15 protein-coding genes are annotated in these 19,892 nt (G+C 69.6%); 4 read left to right on the top strand and 11 right to left on the bottom strand.

Annotated elements, in window-relative coordinates:
- Positions 1-64: 64 nt before the first annotated feature.
- From ACZ56E_RS29465 to ACZ56E_RS29485, 5 genes are all read right to left on the bottom strand, one after another.
- The gene (locus tag ACZ56E_RS29465; RefSeq protein ID WP_471218748.1) at positions 65-2,380 is read right to left on the bottom strand and encodes a putative bifunctional diguanylate cyclase/phosphodiesterase; all 2,316 of its coding nucleotides are present in this window, start codon (positions 2,378-2,380) and stop codon (positions 65-67) included.
- A gap of 315 nt (positions 2,381-2,695) precedes the next feature.
- Positions 2,696-4,879 carry an NAD-dependent DNA ligase LigA gene (gene ligA, locus ACZ56E_RS29470; protein ID WP_471218749.1) on the bottom strand — a complete coding sequence of 728 codons (2,184 nt, stop codon included), beginning with the start codon at positions 4,877-4,879 and terminating at the stop codon, positions 2,696-2,698.
- 30 nt (positions 4,880-4,909) lie between these two features.
- A complete protein-coding gene (locus ACZ56E_RS29475; RefSeq protein ID WP_471218750.1) occupies positions 4,910-5,923 on the bottom strand; it encodes a methionine synthase in 1,014 nt (337 codons plus the stop codon).
- Positions 5,920-6,618, bottom strand: a complete 699-nt coding sequence (locus ACZ56E_RS29480) for an SDR family oxidoreductase (RefSeq protein WP_468611522.1) — start codon at positions 6,616-6,618, stop codon at positions 5,920-5,922. The genes ACZ56E_RS29475 and ACZ56E_RS29480 overlap by 4 nt, the downstream gene beginning before the upstream one ends.
- A gap of 7 nt (positions 6,619-6,625) precedes the next feature.
- Positions 6,626-7,171, bottom strand: coding sequence for an LOG family protein (locus ACZ56E_RS29485; protein WP_468611523.1), 546 nt, complete (start codon positions 7,169-7,171; stop codon positions 6,626-6,628).
- Positions 7,172-7,232: 61 nt separating this feature from the next.
- Between ACZ56E_RS29485 and ACZ56E_RS29490 the strand changes: the two genes are divergently transcribed.
- Positions 7,233-7,565 (top strand): DUF427 domain-containing protein, encoded by a 333-nt coding sequence (locus tag ACZ56E_RS29490; protein ID WP_471218753.1) that lies wholly within the window; start codon positions 7,233-7,235, stop codon positions 7,563-7,565.
- On the opposite strand, the gene ACZ56E_RS29495 is transcribed toward ACZ56E_RS29490, so the two are convergent.
- On the bottom strand, positions 7,549-8,544 hold the full coding sequence (locus ACZ56E_RS29495; protein WP_471218754.1) for a GlxA family transcriptional regulator: 996 nt from the start codon (positions 8,542-8,544) through the stop codon (positions 7,549-7,551). The genes ACZ56E_RS29490 and ACZ56E_RS29495 overlap by 17 nt on opposite strands.
- A 119-nt stretch (positions 8,545-8,663) precedes the next feature.
- On the opposite strand from ACZ56E_RS29495, the gene ACZ56E_RS29500 reads away from it, so the two are divergent.
- Positions 8,664-9,599 carry an NADP-dependent oxidoreductase gene (locus tag ACZ56E_RS29500; RefSeq protein WP_471218843.1) on the top strand — a complete coding sequence of 312 codons (936 nt, stop codon included), beginning with the start codon at positions 8,664-8,666 and terminating at the stop codon, positions 9,597-9,599.
- Positions 9,600-9,666: 67 nt separating this feature from the next.
- Here the strand turns inward: ACZ56E_RS29500 and ACZ56E_RS29505 are convergent, their stop codons facing one another.
- The 3 genes from ACZ56E_RS29505 to ACZ56E_RS29515 all read right to left on the bottom strand — a co-directional run bounded on the left by ACZ56E_RS29505 (position 9,667) and on the right by ACZ56E_RS29515 (position 14,681).
- Entirely contained in the window at positions 9,667-10,398 is a 732-nt protein-coding gene (locus tag ACZ56E_RS29505) for a M48 family metallopeptidase (protein ID WP_471218755.1), read from the bottom strand.
- A 53-nt stretch (positions 10,399-10,451) separates the two neighbouring features.
- On the bottom strand, positions 10,452-14,048 hold the full coding sequence (locus ACZ56E_RS29510) for a type I restriction endonuclease subunit R (protein WP_471218757.1): 3,597 nt from the start codon (positions 14,046-14,048) through the stop codon (positions 10,452-10,454).
- Between the two features lie 102 nt (positions 14,049-14,150).
- On the bottom strand, positions 14,151-14,681 hold the full coding sequence (locus ACZ56E_RS29515; protein WP_471218759.1) for an ATP-binding protein: 531 nt from the start codon (positions 14,679-14,681) through the stop codon (positions 14,151-14,153).
- A gap of 269 nt (positions 14,682-14,950) precedes the next feature.
- Here ACZ56E_RS29515 and ACZ56E_RS29520 point away from each other — a divergent pair, with 269 nt between their 5' ends.
- Both ACZ56E_RS29520 and ACZ56E_RS29525 read left to right on the top strand, forming a co-directional pair.
- Entirely contained in the window at positions 14,951-15,805 is an 855-nt protein-coding gene (locus ACZ56E_RS29520; RefSeq protein WP_471218761.1) for a helix-turn-helix domain-containing protein, read from the top strand.
- A 13-nt stretch (positions 15,806-15,818) separates the two neighbouring features.
- The gene (locus ACZ56E_RS29525; protein ID WP_471218763.1) at positions 15,819-16,031 is read left to right on the top strand and encodes a DUF397 domain-containing protein; all 213 of its coding nucleotides are present in this window, start codon (positions 15,819-15,821) and stop codon (positions 16,029-16,031) included.
- On the opposite strand, the gene ACZ56E_RS29530 is transcribed toward ACZ56E_RS29525, so the two are convergent.
- Together ACZ56E_RS29530 and ACZ56E_RS29535 are read right to left on the bottom strand one after the other, a co-directional pair.
- Complete coding sequence (locus ACZ56E_RS29530) at positions 16,000-17,220, bottom strand: restriction endonuclease subunit S (RefSeq protein WP_471218765.1); 1,221 nt, start codon at positions 17,218-17,220, stop codon at positions 16,000-16,002. The two genes, ACZ56E_RS29525 and ACZ56E_RS29530, sit on opposite strands and share 32 nt — an antisense overlap.
- Positions 17,210-19,846 carry a type I restriction-modification system subunit M gene (locus ACZ56E_RS29535; protein WP_471218766.1) on the bottom strand — a complete coding sequence of 879 codons (2,637 nt, stop codon included), beginning with the start codon at positions 19,844-19,846 and terminating at the stop codon, positions 17,210-17,212. The genes ACZ56E_RS29530 and ACZ56E_RS29535 overlap by 11 nt, the downstream gene beginning before the upstream one ends.
- Between the last annotated feature and the right edge of the window lie 46 nt (positions 19,847-19,892).

Raw genomic sequence — 19,892 nt, forward strand, 5'->3', positions numbered from 1 at the left:
CCCAATCCTATGGGTCGCTCCGGGGTGCCCGTTAAACGGTTTCCTCCGCACCGCTCCCCGGCGGCTACTGGACCACGTGCCCCGAGGACTGTTCCGCCGCGGAGGCCGCCTCCGCGGCGACGTCCGCCGGGCGGCGCCAGCCGCGGGAGCCGCGCGCGCGGAGCCACGCCGTCGCCTCCTCCGCGGGCATCGCCGCGGCGACGAGCCAGCCCTGGACCGCGTCGCACCCGAGGTCCCGCAGCCGCTCCCACGTCTCGTCGTCCTCGACGCCCTCCGCGACGACGAGCAGGCCGAGCGAGTGGGCGAGGTCCACGGTGCAGCGGACGATCTCCGCGTCTTCGTTGTCGATGGCGAGGCGGGCCACGAAGGAGCGGTCGATCTTCAGTTCGCTCACCGGGAGGCGGCGCAGGTGGACCAGCGAGGAGTACCCCGTGCCGAAGTCGTCGAGGGACATCTTGACGCCGTGGCCGGTGAGTCCGGCCAGGGTGTCCGCGGCGCGCTGCGGGTCCTCCAGGAGGACGTGCTCGGTTATCTCCAGCTGGAGCGCGCCCGGCGGGACCCCGTGCCGGGCGAGGCGCGCCGCGACCGCGCCCGCGAAGCCGGGGGTGTGGACGTCGCGCGGCGACACGTTCACCGCGACGGGGACTTTGAGGCCCATGGCCTGCCACTTCGCGACCTGGCCGAGCGCCGTCTCCAGGACGTACTCCGTCAGGTGCGGCATGAGGCCGGACGACTCGGCGATGGCGATGAACTCGTCGGGCGGCACCCGGCCGCGCTCGGGGTGCACCCATCGGACCAGCGCCTCCAGGCCCGCGACCTTGCCGTCGAAGCGGACCTTCGGCTGATAGTGCAGTTCGACGTCGCCCGCGTCGAGCGCGCGGCGCAGGTCGCCCAACAGGCCGAGGCGGTCCGGGGTGTTGGAGTCCCGCTTGGACTCGTACACCTCGACGCCGGTGCGGTCGCGCTTCGCCTGGTACATCGCGACGTCGGCGCGGCGCAGCAGGCCCTCCGCGTCGAGCGCGTGGTCGGGGAAGACGGCGAGGCCGGCGCTGGCCTCCAGGACGAGGGTCAGGCCGTCCAGGTCGAGGGGCGAGCCGAGCGCGGCGACCAGCTGGCGCGCCACGCGCGTGGCCGAGGTCGTGGAGTCGGCGACCGGCAGCAGGACGGCGAACTCGTCGCCGCCGAGCCGTGCGGCCTCCGCGCCGCGCGGCAGCGCGAGCCGCAGCCTGTCCGCTATCTGGAGCAGCAGCCGGTCACCGGCGAGGTGACCGAGGGTGTCGTTGACCGACCGGAAGCGGTCCATGTCGATCAGCATTAACGCGGCCCGTGCGCCGAGCCGCTCGGCGTCGTCGAGGGCCGTCCAGGTCCGTTCGAGCAGCCACTGCCGGTTGGGCAGTCCGGTGAGCGGGTCGCGCAGCTGCTCCTCCGCCCGGGCGCGGGCGATCCAGAGGGTGGAGTCGAGCGCGACCAGCGGGATGGCGAAGAGGGGCAGCAGGATGGGCAGGGAGATCGCCACCACGCAGATCAGCGGGGCGATGCCGAGCAGCGCGACGCTGAGGAGGCCCTGCCTGACGAGGGCGGTGCGGGTGACGGTGGGCAGGGCGCCGGTGCGGGGCGCGTGGACGTACCAGAGCAGGACACGGGTGACGACGAGGTACGCGACGGCGACCAGGGCCACCTGGGGTGCGGTGTACAGGTCCCAGGTGTCGGGCAGCCAGGGGGATTCGGCGCTCGGCGCCGTGCCGAAGGCGGCCAGGGCGAGCGCGCCCGCGCCGATGCCGAGGATGTCGACCGCGCCGTGCAGCAGGCCCTGCCGCCAGCGGTGTCTGCGGGCGACGCCGACCAGGACGACGACGGTGATGCTGACCATGCCGGCGGGCAGCCAGCCGTAGAGCAGGAGGACGGCGACGGTGAGCGCGCCGCCGGATCCGGTGCCGCCCCACCAGCGGTCGCGGCCGAGGGCGACGAGGTGGGCGACGATGAGGCCGGTGAGGACGGCGAGGGACCAGCCGGCCGCGCCGGTGGGGAACAGCGCGTGCCGGCCCGTGACGGCCTGGAAGAAGCCGGTGCCGAGGAACACGGCGGCCGCGGCGACGACCAGGACGGGCAGCAGGGGCCAGGCCTCGCGGCACTCCTGAGCGGCCGGGTCGGCCGTGCAGGTGACGGTGGTCTCGGTGCGGTCGGGTGCGGCGGTCCAGGCCCGTTCGCGTGGTTCCACCGCGGTGCTCAGCGCTGCGGATCCGGAGCGGGCGGCCGCGCCGACCGCGGCTCCCGGGTCGGTGGCCGGCACTGCCCGGCGGCCCCGCAACCAGGCTCCCGGCGCGCGCCACAGGCGCGCGCGCAGCCGTGAGTCCGGGGCGGCGCTCTCGGTCGGTTCCATTCCCGTCCCTCTCACAGCCGGCGGTGCCCACGCCACGCGGACTCGGCCCACGAGTCGGCCGCGCCCGAACAACCGTCCCCATGCTCCGCACGAGCAGGGAGACGCAGCCCTCCCGGACCCTTGCCGAACAGGGGATGCCCCCTTCCGAGCTCTTGATGAGCAGGTGATACCCCGTTCGCAGCGGGGCACGGCAGGCGCACACCTCAACAGTAGGCCGCAGAAGGCTTCCACGGGCAGCGGTCGGCTACGGTTGCCCGAATGCGACCCGGCCACCCGTATGCCTCTGGTATGCGCCGAACGGGTGGCCTTCAACCGCTACTCCTCGGTCGGAAGCGCGACTTCCCGCGCCGCGTCCGGTCCTTGTTCGAGCAGCACAGCGAAGCCTTCCTCGTTGAGAACCGGAACCTTCACCTGCATGGCCTTGTCGTACTTCGAGCCGGGGTTGTCGCCGACGACGACGAAGGAGGTCTTCTTCGAAACGGAACCGGTCACCTTTGCTCCCCGGCTCTGCAGCGCCTCTTTCGCGCCATCCCGGGTGTGGTGCTCGAGGGTCCCGGTGACGACCACGGTGAGGCCTTCGAGCGGGCGCGGTCCCTCGTCCTCGCCGCTGGACTCCTCCTCCATGCGCACACCGGCGGCCCGCCACTTGCGCAGGATCTCCCGGTGCCACTCCTCGGCGAACCACTGTTTGAGGGAGGCCGCGATGGTCGGGCCGACGCCCTCCGTCGTGGCCAGCTCCTCCTCGGTGGCCTGTTCGATGCGGTCGATGGAGCGGAACTCGCGGGCCAGCGCCTCGGCGGCCACCGGTCCCACGTGCCGGATCGAGAGGCCGGTGAGGACGCGGGCGAGCGGGCGCTCCTTGGCCGCCGCGATGTTCTCCAGCATGGCGAGGGTGTTCTTCTTCGCCTCGCCCTTCTGGTTGGCGAAGAAGGTGACGACCTTCTCCTCACCCGTCTTGGGGTCGCGCTTGGGCAGGCCGGAGTCCTGGTCGAGGACGTACGACTTGATGGGCAGCAGCTCCTCGACCTTCAGGTCGAAGATGTCGCCCTCGTCGAGGATCGGCGGTTCGGCAGGCTCCAGGGGCCGGGTGAGGGCGGCGGCGGCCACATATCCGAAGTTCTCGATGTCCAGGCTCTTGCGGCCCGCCAGGTAGAAGAGGCGCTCGCGCAACTGGGCGGGGCACGACTGGGCGTTGGGGCAGCGGAGGTCGATGTCGCCCTCCTTCATGGGCCGCAGCGCCGTGCCGCACTCGGGGCACTCGGCGGGCATCACGAACTCCCGCTCGCTGCCGTCCCGCAGGTCCACGACGGGGCCGAGGATCTCCGGAATGACGTCTCCGGCCTTGCGGATCACGACGGTGTCGCCGATGAAGACGCCCTTCTTCTTCACCACGTCCTGGTTGTGCAGGGTGGCGAACTCGACCTCGGAGCCCGCGACGGTGACGGGCTCCACCTGGGCGTACGGCGTGACGCGGCCGGTGCGGCCGACGCCGACGCGGATGTTGATGAGCTTGGTGTTGACCTCCTCCGGCGCGTACTTCCAGGCGATGGCCCAGCGCGGGGCGCGTGAGGTGGAGCCGAGGCGGCCCTGGAGCGGGATCTCGTCGAGCTTGACGACGACGCCGTCGATCTCGTGCTCCACGGAGTGGCGGTGCTCTCCGAAGTACGCGATGAAGTCCCGGACGCCGTCGAGGCCGTCCACCACCTTGTTGTGCTTGGCGGTGGGCAGGCCCCACTCCTTGAGCAGTTCATAGGCGTGGCTGAGGCAGTCGATGTCGAAGCCCTCGCGGGCGCCGATGCCGTGCACCACCATGTGCAGCGGGCGGGTGGCGGTGACGCGCGGGTCCTTCTGGCGCAGCGAACCCGCCGCCGCGTTGCGCGGGTTGGCGAAGGGCTTGTCGCCCGCCTCGACCAGGCGGGCGTTCAGCTCCTCGAACTTCTCCATGGGGAAGAAGACCTCGCCGCGGATCTCCACCAGGGCGGGGACTCGGTCGCCCTTGAGGCGCTGGGGGATGTCGGCGATCGTGCGGACGTTCGGTGTGATGTCCTCGCCGGTGCGGCCGTCGCCCCTGGTGGCGGCGCGGGTCAGCTTGCCGTGCTCGTACGTGAGGTTGACGGCGAGGCCGTCGATCTTCAGCTCGCACAGGAAGTGGTGGTCCGGGGAGCCGACCTCCTTGGCGACGCGGTCGGCCCAGGTGGCCAGCTCCTCGTCGTCGAAGGCGTTGTCCAGGGAGAGCATGCGCTCGCGGTGCTCTACCGCGGTGAACTCCGTCTCGTACGAACCGGAGACCTTCTGGGTGGGCGAGTCCGGGGTCCTGAGCTCCGGATACTCCTCTTCCAGGGCTTCGAGAGAACGCAGGAGCTTGTCGAACTCGGCGTCGCTGACGACCGGTTGGTCCTTCACGTAGTACCGGAAGCGGTGCTCCTCGATCTGTTCGGCCAGCTGGGCATGCTGATCCCGTGCCTCGGCGGGCACAGAGCCTTGCTGTTCGACAGCCACCGTTTCGTCCTCCCGTTACGTCATACCCAATTACTCAGGGTTGTCCGCGAGCGATCGCGCCGCTTTGACGCAATGGCTGAGCACCTCGCGTGCGTACGCGGGAGAAGAGCCCGCGAGACCGCACGACGGAGTGACCACGACCGACTCCGCGAGCGATCCCGGATTCAGCCCCAGCCTGCGCCAGAACGTCCTGACACCCATGACGCTACCGGCAGGGTCTGACAATCGGCCGTCCACACCCGGCACCACACCGGCGAAGAGCTTCGTGCCGCCCTCGACCGCCTCACCGATCGCCTCGTCGTCACGCTCGGTGAGCAACGAGAAATCGAACGAAATCGCGTCGGCCCCGGCGCGGCGAAGCAGCGCGAAGGGCACGTCGGGCGCGCAGGAGTGGACGACCGCGGCGCCCTCGCCCCGGACGGCGAGGACGTCCCGCAGGGTGCTCTCGACGACCTGCCGGTCCACGGCGCGGTGCGTGCGGTACTCGCTCGCGGTCTTGACCTGCCCGCGCAGCACGGCGATGAGCGAGGGCTCGTCGAGCTGGAGGACCACCTGGGCGCCGGGCACCCTGCGGCGCACGTCCGCGAGGTGTTCGCGCAGGCCTTCGGCGAGGGAGCCGGCGAGGTCGCGGCAGGCGCCGGGGTCGGAGAGCGCGGCCTCGCCGTTCCTGAGCTCCAGGGCGGCGGCGAGCGTCCAGGGGCCGACGGCCTGGACCTTCAGCGGGCCCTCGTACCCCTGGGTGAACTCCTCCAGGGCGTCGAGGTCCTCGCCGAGCCAGGCCCTCGCGCGCCGGGTGTCCCGGCCCGGACGGTCGCCGACGCGCCAGCCGCTGGGCTCCACGCGCGCGTACAGGTCGACGAGGAGCCCGGCGGTGCGGCCGATCATGTCGGCGCCGGGTCCGCGCGCGGGCAGCTCGGGAAGGTGCGGGATGCCCTGTTCGGGCCCGTCGAAGCTGCCGGTCACGGTCTTCGCGGCCTCGCGGGCGTCCCCGCCGGGCATCGACCCGATGCCGGTGGCGGGGCCCCAGGTGAAGGTCTCGCTCATCGTCCCGGCCGCACCGTCAGGTCGTTGACCTCCGCGTCGCGCGGCAGGTCCAGGGCCATGACGATCGTCGTGGCGACCGACTCGGGGTCGATGAAGCGCGACGGGTCGTACTCCTTGCCCTCCTGCTGGTGGACCTTGACCTGCATGGCGCTCGCCGTGCGGCCGGGGTAGACGGAGGTGACGCGCACGCCGTTGCCGTGCTCCTCCTGGCGCAGCGAGTCGGCCAGCGCCTTCAGGCCGTGCTTGGACGCCGCGTACGCGGACCAGTCGGCGTGGGCGTTGAGGCCGGCGCCCGAGTTGACGAAGACCACGTGTCCCTGCGCGACCCGGAGCTGGGGCAGGAGGTGGCGGGTCAGTTCGGCGGGGGCGATGAGGTTGACGTTGAGCTGGTGGCGCCACGCCTTGGGGGTGAGCTCGCCGACCGGGCCGAGGTCGACGACGCCCGCGATGTGCAGCAGGGAGTCGACCCGGGAGGGCAGCGACTGGTGGCCGAAGGCCCAGGACAGCTTGTCGGGGTCGGAGAGGTCTCCGACGAGCGTGCTCGCGCCGGGGAACTCGGCGGCGAGCTCCTTGGCGCGGCCCGCGTCGCGCGCGTGCAGGACGAGGTCGTCGCCGCGTGCGTGGAGGCGGCGGGCGACGGCCGCGCCGATGCCGGAGCCCGCCCCGGTGATCACATGTGTAGCCATACCCGCCATGCTCGCATCACCGGGTGCCGAAGGATTCCTCCAGGTAGGCCAGGGCACCGACGGGCTCCTCCGCGAAGAAGACCAGGTCGGTCAGCGGAAGGGGCAGGAAACCCTCGTCCTCCATGCGGCGGAACTGCTCCTTGAGGCCGTCGTAGAACCCCGCGGAGTTCAGCAGGACCACCGGCTTGGTGTGCTTGCCGTGCTTCTTCAGCTCCAGGATCTCGGTGGCCTCGTCGAGCGTGCCGGTGCCGCCCACCATGATCACGACCGCGTCGGCCTTCTCCAGGAGGAGCGCCTTGCGCTCGGCGAGGTCGCGCGCGATCACCATCTCGTGCGGCTCGACGACCTGCCTGGCCTTGGCGGCGAGGAAGTCCACGGAGACGCCGACGAGCCGTCCGCCCGCCTCGTGCACGCCGTCAGCCACGACCTTCATGAGGCCGCTCTCGGAGCCGCCCCACACCAGCGTGTGGCCGCCCTTGCCGAGCAGTTCGGCGAATTCACGGGCCGGCCGGGTGTAGCGGTCGTCGAGATCGGCGGCGGAGAGGAAGACGCAGATGTTCATGCGCCCACGGTACGTTCCGTTCCTTAAGGCATCCGCAGAGCATCCGTCGAGGAGGCACGTCGTGACCAACGGACACCGGATCACCGTCGAGCAGGGCACGGACCACGTGCGCGTGGTGAGTGACGGGCAGGTCGTGGCGGAGAGCCGCCGCCCCCTGCTGCTGCACGAGACGGGCTACCCCGTACGCCACTACCTCCCCCCGGAGGACGTGCGCACGGACCTGCTGACTCCGTCGGAGACCCACACGTACTGCCCGTTCAAGGGCACGGCCGCCTACTGGTCGCTGCCGGGCGCGCCGGACACGGTGTGGGCGTACCCGGAGCCGAAGCCGGCCGTGACGCAGATCAAGGACCACTTCTGCTTCTACGAAGCAGAGGTCACGAAGCAGCCGTGAACGTCCGCCGGTAGGCGGCCGGGGAAACACCGAGCACGGAACGCATGTGCTGGCGCAGCGAGTTGCCGGTGCCGAACCCCGCCCGGTGGGCCACGACGTCCACGGGCAGGTCGCTGGACTCCAGGAGCTGCCGGGCGAGTTCGATGCGCTGGGCGGTCAGCCAGCGGCCCGGCGGCATACCGGTCTCCTCCTGGAAGCGGCGCGTGAACGTCCGCAGGCTCATGCGCGCGTGGGCGGCGAGCTCGCCCAGGGAGAGGGGCTCGTCGAGCCTTTCGAGGGCCCACGCGCGCGTGGCGGCCGTCGTGGCGAGCGTGGGCTCCGGGACGGGCCGCTCGATGTACTGCGCCTGCCCGCCGTCGCGCCAGGGCGGTACGACGCAGACGCGGGCGACGTGGTTGGCGACGGCGGCGCCGTGGTCGCGGCGGATCACGTGCAGGCAGAGGTCGATGCCGGCCGCGACGCCCGCCGCGGTCAGCACGTCGCCGTCGTCCACGAAGAGCACGTCCGCGTCGACCTTGATCCTGGGGAAGGACCGCTGGAAGTCGTCGGCGACGTGCCAGTGCGTCGTCGCGGGGCGCCCGTCGAGGACGCCGGTGGCGGCGAGGACGTACGAGGCGTTGCAGAAGGACACGATCCGGGTGCCGGGCCTGATCCGCTCCAGGGCGGCGGCCACGCCCTCCGGCAGCTCGCCGCCCGCCATGCCCCTGCCGAAGCGGCGGGTCGGCGGGATCACCACGGTGTCCGCGTCCGCCAGGGCCTCGGGACCGTGTTCGGCGGCCACTGTGAACCCGGAGTCCGTGCGCACGGGGCGCCCGTCCACCGTGCAGACCACGACGTCGTAGAGCGGCTCGCGGCGCTCGTCCTGCGCGCTGCCGAAGAGCCGGGACGGAATGCCCAGCTCGAAGGCGTACACGCCGTCCAGGGCGAGGACGGCCACGCGATGTGCACCCTTTGCGCCACTTGCTCCACTGCACTCCATGGCCGAATCCTGTCACATGATGACCAAACTGCCAGCACTGCTCTCGGGCGCACCGCCGCACGCTTGGTCCCGCAAGCCGTTCCTGAGGAAATTCCTGACGAAAGCGGAAGACCATGAAGATGCGTGCCGTCAGCCCCCGCGCCTGGGGCGCCCCCGAGAACCTCGTCCCCGTGGAGGTCGACCGCCCCGATCCTGGCCTGACCGAGATCCTGGTCCGGGTGCACGCGGCGGGCGTCAACCCCGTCGACTGGAAGACCCGCGCGGAGGGCGCCTTCGGCACCTGGGGCGACACCCCGATCCTCGGCTACGACGTGTCGGGCGTCGTCGAGGAAGTGGGCCCCGGAGTGACCCTCTACCAGCCCGGCGACGAGGTCTTCGGCATGCCCCGCTTCCCCGAACAGACCGGTGCGTACGCCGAGTTCGTGGCGGCCCCCGCCCGGCGCTTCGCGCCCAAGCCCACCGGGATCAGCCACATAGAGGCGGCCGCGCTGCCCCTCGCCGCGCTCACCGCCTGGCAGGGCCTGATCGAGACGGCCGGGCTGCGCGCCGGGCAGCGGGTGCTGATCCACGCGGCCGCCGGCGGCGTGGGCCACCTCGCCGTGCAGATCGCCAAGGCGCACGGCGCGTACGTGATCGGCACCGCGCGCGAGGAGAAGCACGACTTCCTGCGCGGCCTCGGCGCGGACGAGGTCGTCGACTACACGCGCGTTGACTTCACCGAGGCGGTGAGCGACGTGGACGTGGTCCTCGACGGCGTGGGCGGCGCGTACGGGGCACGCTCCCTGGAGATCATCCGCCCCGGCGGCCACCTGGTCACGCTGCCCGACCCGGGCGGCCTCCCCGACCCGGCGCGGGCCGCGGAGCTCGGCGTGCACACGGGCTGGACCATCGTCGAGCCGGACCGCCTCGGCCTGCTGGAGATCTCCCGCCTGGTCGACGAGGGGAAGCTCCGCGTGGAGATCGACACGGTCATCCCTCTGGAGGAGGCGGCAAAGGCCCACGCGCGCGGCGAACAGGGCCGCACCCAGGGCAAGATCGTCCTCCGCGTCGCCTGATTCGGAATGTCCGCTCGATGCGCCCCGCCTGGCGGTGACCCGCTTTCACGTTCCAGCCGGGGTGCGGTCAGACAGCCCCTCGCCACAGATTGCCCTCTGCTTCTGCGAAGCGGCGCTCCAGGTCCTCCAGATCACCGAGCACCCTTCGCATCCTGTGCCGGAAGGCCGCGCCGTGCGCCGGGACCTTCAGGTGGGTCAGCTCATGTACGAGGACCAGATCCACAAGGTCCGGCGGCAACTGCATGACCGCCCAGTGCAGGGCGATGGAACCGTCCGGCTCACAGGCTCCCCAGCGTCCGCCGAGATCTTGAACGGTCACATCCCGGGGGGTGACTCCCGTCCGCTCCGCCAGTGGCGCCGTGCGGGTCACCACCCACCGGGTGCCTCGCGCGGCGTACCACTCGGCGATCAGCCGCGCGCGGTGCCCTGGTGACCCGCTGTCCGGCAGCTCCAGCCAGCCCTGATGCAGCCGCACCCGCCTGCCCGGACCGGCGGGCACCACCTTCAGCCGGTGGCGGCGTCCGAGGTACGCGAAGCTCGCTCCGCCGACCAACTCCTTGACCGGCTCGCCTCCACTGCGCGTGCGCCTCGCGACCTCGTCGGCAAGGCGGGGCAGCCTGGAACGCACAGCCTCCGCGACAGCGTGCGGATCTGCGTCCTGCGGCACCGCGAAGAGCACGTCACCGTCTTCCTGGATCTCGATCCCCAGCGTCCGGCGGCGAGGCCGCACGACGACCTGCCACGTCCACTCCCCCGGCAGAGGGATGGAAGCGAGGGCGGTCTGGACGGTTTGGTTCACTCAGCATTCGTACCATCCGCCACCGACAGAGGTCCGGCAGCCCGCCGTCGTCCTCACTGTCGAGGTGGCCGTGTCCCATGGCGGAGGAAATCTCCGTGGCGCTCAACAGCGAGTTCCAGAAGTCCCGCCGCCATGTCCGCGGTCTCCTCCCATTCCACGTGCAGGCGGTCGGCGACCTTGAAGCGCAACTCTTTGCGCACGTCGATCCGCGCCTCGGCCTGAGCCGGGAAGTGCGGCTGCCTCACCAGGGCGGCTATGTCCACGGTGATGAGGCGCGCCGCAGTGTGAAGGTCGAGTTCCGGGGGCACGAAGGTCGCCTCGGCCCGCTCCAGTTCCCTGACCAGCGCTCGGTACACCGGCCCTTCGGTCAGCGGGTCGAGGCGCGGTCCTGAGTCCTCCGCGTCCTCACTGACGTCGCCTACGAGCCGCGCCAGGTCGGCGGCGGCCTGTTCGAAGTCCTGGTGCATCCGCTGGATGATCTCCTCCAGGCGGGCGCTGAAGCGTTCGTAGCGGGCCCTGTCCGTACCGATCTTCGCCGTGATGTGCGTACGCAGTCGGCTGACCAGGTAGCGGGTCCGGGCCCGTGCGTCGGGGTTGGCGTCCACCCGTTCCATGAAGTCGGGTGCGGTCAGTTCCACGGGCGGGATCCGCAGCTCGACACCGGTGACCCGGATGTGGTCGGCGATGAGTCTGCGCACCTTCGCCCCGTACCGTCGCGGGCTGAACTCGTCGCGGCCGTCCAGATAGGCCTGGCGCGCCAGGTACTGCACCTCGCCGAGGTGACCGGCCAGCTGCTCATAGGTGAGGGCGTAGGGCCTCGGCAGGACGGCGCCGAGGGCGGTGAGGAAGTCCCGGACCCGTTCGTCGAACTCACCACGCGCGAGCGGGTCGGCAAGCGCTTCGAGCAGTGTTTCACGGCGCGCCTCGTCGGCCAGGGAGATGACGCCGTGGGCGTCGTACACCGCGAGATTCCGCCCTTCGAGGAACCGGGCGACGGAGCCGTGCAGGTCTTCCAGGAGCCGGTCGGCGGCGGCGTCCGCCTGGAGGAGCAGCCCGTCACCGGTGGGCTGGTCGCCTGCGAAGTCGCGGCTGAGGTGATCGACGGACACGTTCTGGTAGCCGTACACCTCACGCAGGTGGTGTTGCTCGTACGCGTGCAGGGACCGGGCCAGCTCAGGGCCGATGCCGATGAAGTCGACGACCGTGCCCCACCTCTTGCGGGGGTAGGGCCGGTTGGTGCGGGCCACGGCTTGCAGGAGTCCGACTCCGGAGAGCGCACAGTCCAGGTAGAGGACCTGTTCGACAGGCGCGTCGAAGCCGGTGAGCAGCATCGACTGAACAACGAGGAAGGCCAGTGGCTCGGCGTTCTCCCGGTCGTCGCGCTCCTCCTCGCGGACCGCCCCCTCTTCCTCTTCCTCCGCCTGCCATACGTCACTCACTGGTGTCGCGGGTGAGTACAGCCCCTGCCCGGGCATGCCGTGCGGATCGACGATCCAGGAGGGGTCGACGGCGGCGGCGAGCGGATCACCGAGTCCTTCTTTGAAGCGCTTGATGTGCGCGTCCTGCCGCGACTTCAGTGTCCAGTCCCGCCACTCCTTGCAGTCCTTCTGCCGGTCGCCGTGGATGACCACGGCGGCGCTGATGGAGGCGAGTACGTCACGGTGCGGCAGCATCGCCAGGAGTTTGCGCGTCTCGGCGTCGGCACCGACAGCCGCCAGCGGATCCGAGCGCAGGGCGGGGTCGAGCCCGTCGAGCTCCGCGAGCAGTCGGTTCCGGGCGGCGAACAGCGCGCCGTGGTAGCGGACGGCCGCGCGACGGGACACCGCAACCAACTGGGCGCCGAAGCGGTCCGGCAGAGCGTTGACCGCCCAGTGCCGCAGCATGTAGTCGGCCTTGTCCGCGATCACGGAAGGGGCTTCGAGGACCTCCTTGCGTCGCGCGAACTTCCGCAGAACACGCTCACGCTGCTGCGGGTCAGCGGGCACCCGCGCGTCGAACTCGGCGTCCAGAGCGGCCTTCTCCACCACTTCGAGGGGCACGTCGTACGCCTCGTAGCGGACCGGGACAACAGACCCGTCCTGTTCGGCGTCACGCAGGGTGTACGTGTCGACGAGCGGGCCGAAGATCTCCTCGGTCTTCTTCCGGGCGTCGCTGATGATGGGGGTGCCGGTGAAACCGACGAGGACCGCGTTCGGCAGCAGGGCACGCAGCCGGGCGTGCAGCCAGCTGTCCTGGCCGCGGTGCGCCTCGTCGACGAGGACGACGATGTCCGAACTTAGATTCGCCGGCCGGACCTGGACATGGGTCTTCTCGGCGCCGTCCGCCGTCCCGAGGCTCTCCTCGCGGCCGTCGTAGGCGGTGTCGTCGCGCTGGGCCTTCTGGAGCATCACCAGGACGACGTCCGGCACACGCACGGCGAGGTGCGCGCGGGCGTCCGTGACCCCTTCGGCCCGGTGCACGGTTTCCTCGGCCGCTGCCATGGACTCCAGGATCTGCTTCTCCAGGTCGATGCGGTCGGTGACGACGACGACCTTGTGTCCCCGGAGCTCGGGGCTGCTTCTGAGGTGGCGTACGAGGAACGCCATGGTGAGGCTCTTGCCGGAGCCTTGGGTGTGCCAGATGACGCCGCCCCGCTGGTCGGCGTCGCGCTGGGCCGCTATCGCCGCTTTACGCTTTCGCAGGGAGCGCGCCAGCCTGTGCACTGCCCGGAACTGCTGGTAACGACCGATTACCTTGATCGTACGGCTGCCCTGTCCGCGCTCAGTGGTGAAGTTCCGTACGAGGGTGAGGAGATGGCCCGGCGTGAGCACTCCGGTGGCGAGGACGGCCATGTCCGTGTCGCAGCCCTCGACGGACGCGGGTTCGGTCGTGCGCCACGGAGTGAAGTACTCGGGACTTGAGGTGACCGTGCCCAGTTCGGCATACGTACGGTCGGTGCCGACGAGGACCTGCGCGAAGCGGGTGAACTCGGCCACGGGGGCGAGCGATTCGAGGCTCGCATAGCGGCACACCTGTCCCACGGCGTCATCCAACGCCGCCCGGCTGTCGCTTCCGGAGGTGAGCGGGGCCTTGCACTCGATGACGACCCAGGGCAGTCCGTTGACGAACAGGACGAGGTCCGGGGTGACGTGGCCGGTTTCCTTACGGTCCACACGGAACTGGCTCACCGCGAGGAAGTCGTTACGCCCGCCGTTCTCCCCGTCCCAGTCGACGAGCTGTACGTGCTCGGGGTCGCCCTTCTTCCAGCCGGGCAGGTTGCGGGCGTTGACGCCATCGCGCAGGAGCTTGGTCACCTCCAGGTTGGCGGCCACGCCCCGCCCGGCCGGCCCCTGGCCCGGAGCGGTGCCGAGCACGAGGGCGAGGAGCCGGTCGAGCTGGGCCGGAGTCAGCCAGGTGCCGCCCGCGCCGGAACCGGGGTTGATCCTCGCGATGGCATCGCGGAAGCGCTCCTCGTAGACGACTTGGGTGTACGTGGTCCGCCCGGAGGGCTGAGGGCTCCGGACGGGCTGACCGGGCGGCGCGCCCTGGAGGTGCTCCCACCCGAGCCGGACGAGGTGCTCGATCAGCGGCTTTTCGGTCTTCGTGTACTCCGGCCCCGCGTACTCCGAGTTGGCGTACTCGGTTTCCGCTTGCCCCTGCCGCCCGCCCACCCCTGAACTCCCTGCCTCACCGCGCTCCCCAGTGCCGCCCTGGGGTGTACGGGCAACCCTACGTCCGGGCAGGGAGTCGGCCAGAGGTGTTTCGGCCTTTGATCAAGCCGCGATAAGGGGTGGTGGAGCTTGGTGGAGAGTCAGCTCGACCCACATGGTCTTGCCGCCGGGCCCGTACTGCCCCTCCCCTATCGCGCATCCACCCCACCGGTCGGCCACGGTGTCGAGGATCACCAGGCCCCGGCCGCTGTCCGCGTGAACGCTCACGTGTGGGGGCGGGGCGAGTGGTGGCAGGTCGGGGCTCATGTCCCACACGCTGACGCGCAGCACGGGGCAGAGCCAGTGGAGGCGTACGGAGGCCGGGCCCTTCGTGTGCTGAACGTGGTTAGTCGCAAGCTCTGTGGTCAACAGCTCGGCACGGTCGGCCAGTTCAGTGAGGTGGTGGGCGGTGAGGACCGCGCGGACGGTGAGGCGGGCGATTCCGGGGCTGCGGGGGTCGCAGGGGAAGTGCAGCTCGTAGGTCCAGGGGGCGGTGAAGGGGAGGGGGATGGGGTGGGTGTCGTGGGCCTGGATGAGGGGTGGAGTGGGTTCCGAGCGTGGTCCGTCGACACGGATATTGCGGGGCGAACTCACGTGACACCTCCGTTGGTGCGAGGGCGCTCTGGAGCGCGTGGACGTGAATGTCAGCCACGGTCGGGCCTCGTGGTTGCGCGGTGTGCCTGCCGACGCTCGCGTCGGTGCGCTTCCGCTGGGCGCGGGGCCGAACGGTGGGTTGGCTCACACCGTAGAGCAGTCGCGCATCACATGTGAGCCAACTTCCACTAACGAGTGCACGATTGATTGGCTCACTAGACGCTCCTCACCCGCACTGCCAGACTGTTCGCGCGTACGAGAGAGGACTCATGGCTCAACGAAACGCCCCGACAGGCCGCCACCGCCGCCTGGCCACCGAAATGCGCCGCATGCGCGAACAAGCAGGCATTTCCGTACAGGAGGCCGCCTCACTTCTGGGCGTGGACCGGACGATGGTCTCCAACATCGAAGCGTGCAGGACCGGTCTCAGTGAGGAGCGGGTGCGTCAACTGGCCTGCCACTACAGATGTCCCGACCCCGCTCTGGTCGACGCACTGGCGGCGCTGACGGGCCCACGTCGGACCAGCCACTGGTGGGACGAGTACCGGGGCAAGCTCCCTGAAGGCCACTTGGAGGTCTCAGAGGTGGAGCACTACGCCACGCGGATCCGTACAGCCCAAACGGTGCACCTACCTGGTCTGTTCCAGACAGAGGAACACGCACGTGCCATCTTCGAGCTGACGGTTCCCAAACTGTCGCGGCTCGACGTCGAGCTTCGAGTTGCTCACCGGCTTCGGCGCCAGGAGATCCTCATGGGAGACCACGCAACTCCGTACGTTGGCATCATCCATGAAGCTGCCTTGCGCCTGGAGTTCGGCGGTCGTGACGTAGCCCGCAAGCAGCTGGAGCACCTCGCCGAAGCGGCCGAACGTGACAACGTGACGCTGCTGATCATCCCGTTCAGCGCTGGAGCGTTTCACGGAGCTGGACAGTCGGTCCTGTACGCGGAGGGGCCTCTGCCTCAGTTGGACACTGTGCAGTTGGATACGGCACTGGGCGCACACTTCGTAGATGCCCCGATCCCATTGGCGAACTATCGTTCCCTACTGGACCTGATGGAACAGTCAGCATTGTCTCCGGACCATTCACTGGAGCTCATTCGTTCCATCGCACGCAAACCATGAGGGGAACCGAAACATGGCCGAGAGTAACTGGCAGCGTTCTTCCTTCTGCGGTGGCGGGGGCAACAACTGCGTCGAGATCGCTGTCACAGGCGTCGGCTCAGTGGTACTACGCGAAAGCGAAAGCCCGGCCAACGTACTGACAACGGGCCGGGCTGCGCTGGGGGCTCTGATACGGGACGTGAAGGCGGGACCGCTCAGGCAGCGGACGCCTTCGAGTGACCGCTGAGCAAGCCTTCGACCGCTGCTTGCTGAGTAGTACGCAGTTTGGCAATCACTGCAGACTGTCGCTCGATCCTCCGGTCTACCGAAGCGACCGCCGCGACAATCTCACCCTGCCGCCTCACATCGGGTAGGGGAACTCGCAGAGCTTCGACCACCGTAGAGCTGATCTTCACCATGCTCTCGCTGGTGCCACGTGCAGCACCCTGCACCGCACTGCGTACGGGTCCGGTTTGGAGAGCAAGTTCAAGATAGGCAGTCAGGCATTGCGTCTCGTCCGGCCGCAACCGCATCATGAGGTCGGGGTAGATGCACGGGTGTCCGATGTCTCGGTACCGCCCGGCGAGGCCAACGAGTTCCCGAGTATTGGCCCGGCTCATCAGCAAATCTCCACCCTCAAGCAGGTATCGCCTTCCCAGAGCAGTGTTCGGGACACGCTTCAACTGCCTGGGCGCGAACCCGCCGGTGGTGAGGCAGCCAAGACCAAGTGCATAGAGCCCAGTCCACTCAGGCACCTCTGAAGGCGAGTACCCATTCTTCGGCTTCTCGGCAAGCACTTTCCCCAAGGCAACTCCGGGGCCCGCAATCAGCGCGTCCAGCAAACCCTTACGAGCAGCACGCAGCTTGTCCAGCACACCTGCCAATGCTGCAATCCGCCGCTCGAACGCAGCATGCGCGGCGACGATCCGGCGCTGTTCGTCCAGCGGCACACCAGGCACTGTGAGCTGTCGGATCTGCTCCTGCCCGATATTTTTCATCCCAGCGCTCGTACCGGTGGCCAGGGCCTTGACGCGCTGCCGAAGAGACGGTTGCGCCAAGGCGAGCTGCAGAAACCTGGGATCGGCGACCGACTCATCCGCATGGAGCCGGAGCGTTTTGTCGCTGAGCAACAGCCGGGGAGGCGGATTCTCGGCTACACAGGCCAGCCCTACCAACTCCTCCGTGTTCGCTCGCGTCATGAGCAAGTCGCCATGCCTGACCTCGTAGCGGGGGTGAATCAGTGCCGCATCGCGGATGACTTTGTTCTCCTGCGATGCGAAACGGCCTTCCTGCACTGCACTGACCTTCAGCACCCCCCACTCGCCCTCACCGGCAGGTGTGTCCTCGGCAGAAGGGCTCTTCCCCGCCTCTATGCGCGTCAGAAGAGAACCCAGAGTGACCTCGCCACCGGCCACGGTCTTGCCGTCACCGCCCATAACCCAACTCCTCCAACCAACCCCGCAGCTCCCCCTGAGCCGAGTCACTCTCCCCCTCCAGCTCGCTCAGCGACACCGCGTACTTCTCGGCCCACCGGCGGAATACCGCCACCAGCTCCCGCCGCCCCACCGCGACCGCCGCGTCGAGCCGTCCCGACAGGCTTTCGTCCAGCACCGCCAAGACGACCTCCTGGGTCCTTGCCTCGTCCGCGAGGACAACATCCGCCGAGGCCGTCAGCTCGGTCAGGAAACGGTCGTCCAGTGCCTTGCGCTTCTTCGTGGCGGCCGTCCGGGCCTTCCGGCAGCGCACCAACTCGGCTTCCAGGCGGGCGAGTTCCTCGGGCGCGACCGGCTCGACGGACACCGCCGCTTCCTCCGCAGCGGAAGCCTCCTCCTCACCGTCCCCCTCCGCCGGCTTCGCCGCGGTCACCGCGTCCGCCGCCTCCTTGAACGCCGCGTCGGCCGCCGCGACCTCCGCCTCCACGACCGCGTACTGCTTGAGGAAGTCGGGGACGAGGTGACGTACGACCGGCTGGTCCATCGCGCGGCGCCGGTCGGCTGCCGTCACCGTCAGCTTCGCCTTCCGGGCAGCACCCCCGGTACCCGTACTGCTGACCGCGCCCTCCGCCGGCCTCACGATCGCCTCCGTGGAGTCGACCCAGCCCTCGAGCACCCGCGCGAAGCCCCCCGCAGCCAGCGCCTTCATGTCGTAACGAGCATGCGTCCACCAGTCGGCGACGATGCCCGCCGTGCGGTACTCGTCCAGTACGCCCACGCCGTCGATCGCCTTGGTGAAACCCGCCAGAAGCCCTGCCCGGAGATCCATCAGACGGCCGTCCTCAGCCAGCTTTCCGAAGAGCTCCGAACCCGACTTCCACCACTCCTCATACGCCGCCCGCAGCGACGCCTCCTTCGTGGCTGCCTGCTCCGCGATCCGGGCGACCGTGATCTCGGGGCTCTCGGGCAGGAAGTCGTAGTAGTCCGGGTCCCCGTCCCTCGTGGCGAACAGCGTCGACGCGTCGACCCCGTACGCGTCGAACAGCTCAGCCCGCGCCTCCACTTCCGTGACCGGCACGCCGCCGTACAGGTGCGCCCGTACGTCCTGCGGCTCGGCGGGCGGCGAATTGTCCACCCAACGGCGGATGTTGAGGTTCGCGCCCTCTGCGAGGAGCTCCTTGACCTCGACCCACCGAGAGTACCCCGGGCGGTCCCGCACCTCGGCCTCGTGGAACAGCGTAACGATCTTCTCGACGTGTTCCGGGCCCAGCTCGTTCTGGTTGCGCCCCACCGTGAAGTCACGGTCGGCATTGATGAAGAGGACCTTCTTGCGCCGCTCGGCGTCCTTGCGGTGCGGGCGGCGCAGGATGAGGACACAGGCCGGGATGCCGACTCCGTAGAAGAGGTTCGGGCCGAGACCGATCACCGCCTCCACGCAGTCGTCGCGCAGCAGCTCCTCCCGGATCTCCTTCTCCTTGCCGCCCCGGAAGAGCACGCCGTGCGGCATGACGACAGCGACCATGCCCTTCTCCTCCAGCACGGACACCATGTGCTGGACGAACATCAGGTCTGCCTTCTTGCCCTTCTCGGGCGCCCAGCCCCACTTCATACGGGTGCCGTGGTCCTCGTCGGCCTTGGCCACCGCCACCTGGTCGTACGGCTGGGAGAACGGTGGATTGGAGAGGACTTTGGTGAAGGTGCGCAGGCGTCTGTTCGCGTCGAGGTGCAGTGGCTCGGTGAGGGTGTCGCCGTGCTGGAGGTCGAACTTGCGGATGCCGTGCAGCACCATGTTCATGCTCGCCATCGACCAAGACGCGGGGTTGCGGTCCTGGCCGTTGATACCGAGCAGGTCGGGGTCTCCGCCGTGCTCCTCGACGTACTCGCGCGCCGCGATGAGCATGCCGCCGGAGCCCATACACGGGTCGTAGACGCTCTCCTGCGGCTGGGGGTCCAGCAACCGCACCAGCATGCGCACGACGGAACGCGGAGTGTAGAACTCACCACCGCTCTGTCCGGCACTGTCCGCGAACCGGCCGAGCAGATACTCGTACGCCGCGCCCAGCATGTCGGGGAACTCGAAGTCCTCATTGCGGAGCCGGTAGAGGCTGAAGTGGCGGATCAGAGAGAGGAGTTCACTGGGAGTGAAGACCGACCTGTTGCCGGCCATCGCGTTGAACTCGATGTGCGAGGCGACGCCGGAGAGTCTGCTGTTGCCCTCCTGGAGGGCGACCAGCGCCTTGTCCAGGTACTCCCCCACCTTCATCGGTTTGCCGTCCGGGCCCAGCGTCTCCGCGGTGAGCGCCTCGATACCCGGAACGGTCTGCTCCGGGTGCTCGGGGTCGAGCACGTGCGGCCCGGTCCACCAGCGGGCACGCGGCGGAACGTAGAAGACACGGCGGTAGAAGTCGGGGTTGTCCGCCCTCTGCAAGGCCTTCGTCTCGCTGCCCGTCTCCGCCAGTCGCTGCTGGTAGACGCGCTCCCATTCGGGCTGGAACTCGTCCGACGCCCGCTTCAGGAACAGCATCCCGAAGATGTAGTCCCGGTAGTCGGAGGGCTCCATGCGTCCGCGCAGGATGTCAGCGGCGGCGAAGAGATGCCGCTCCAGCTGAGGAAGGGTGATTCGGGCCACGCGCCGGTCCTTCGTGGGGAGTGAGTGGGGTGCTGCCATGGCAGCG

The organism is Streptomyces sp. NPDC039480, from assembly GCF_055597165.1.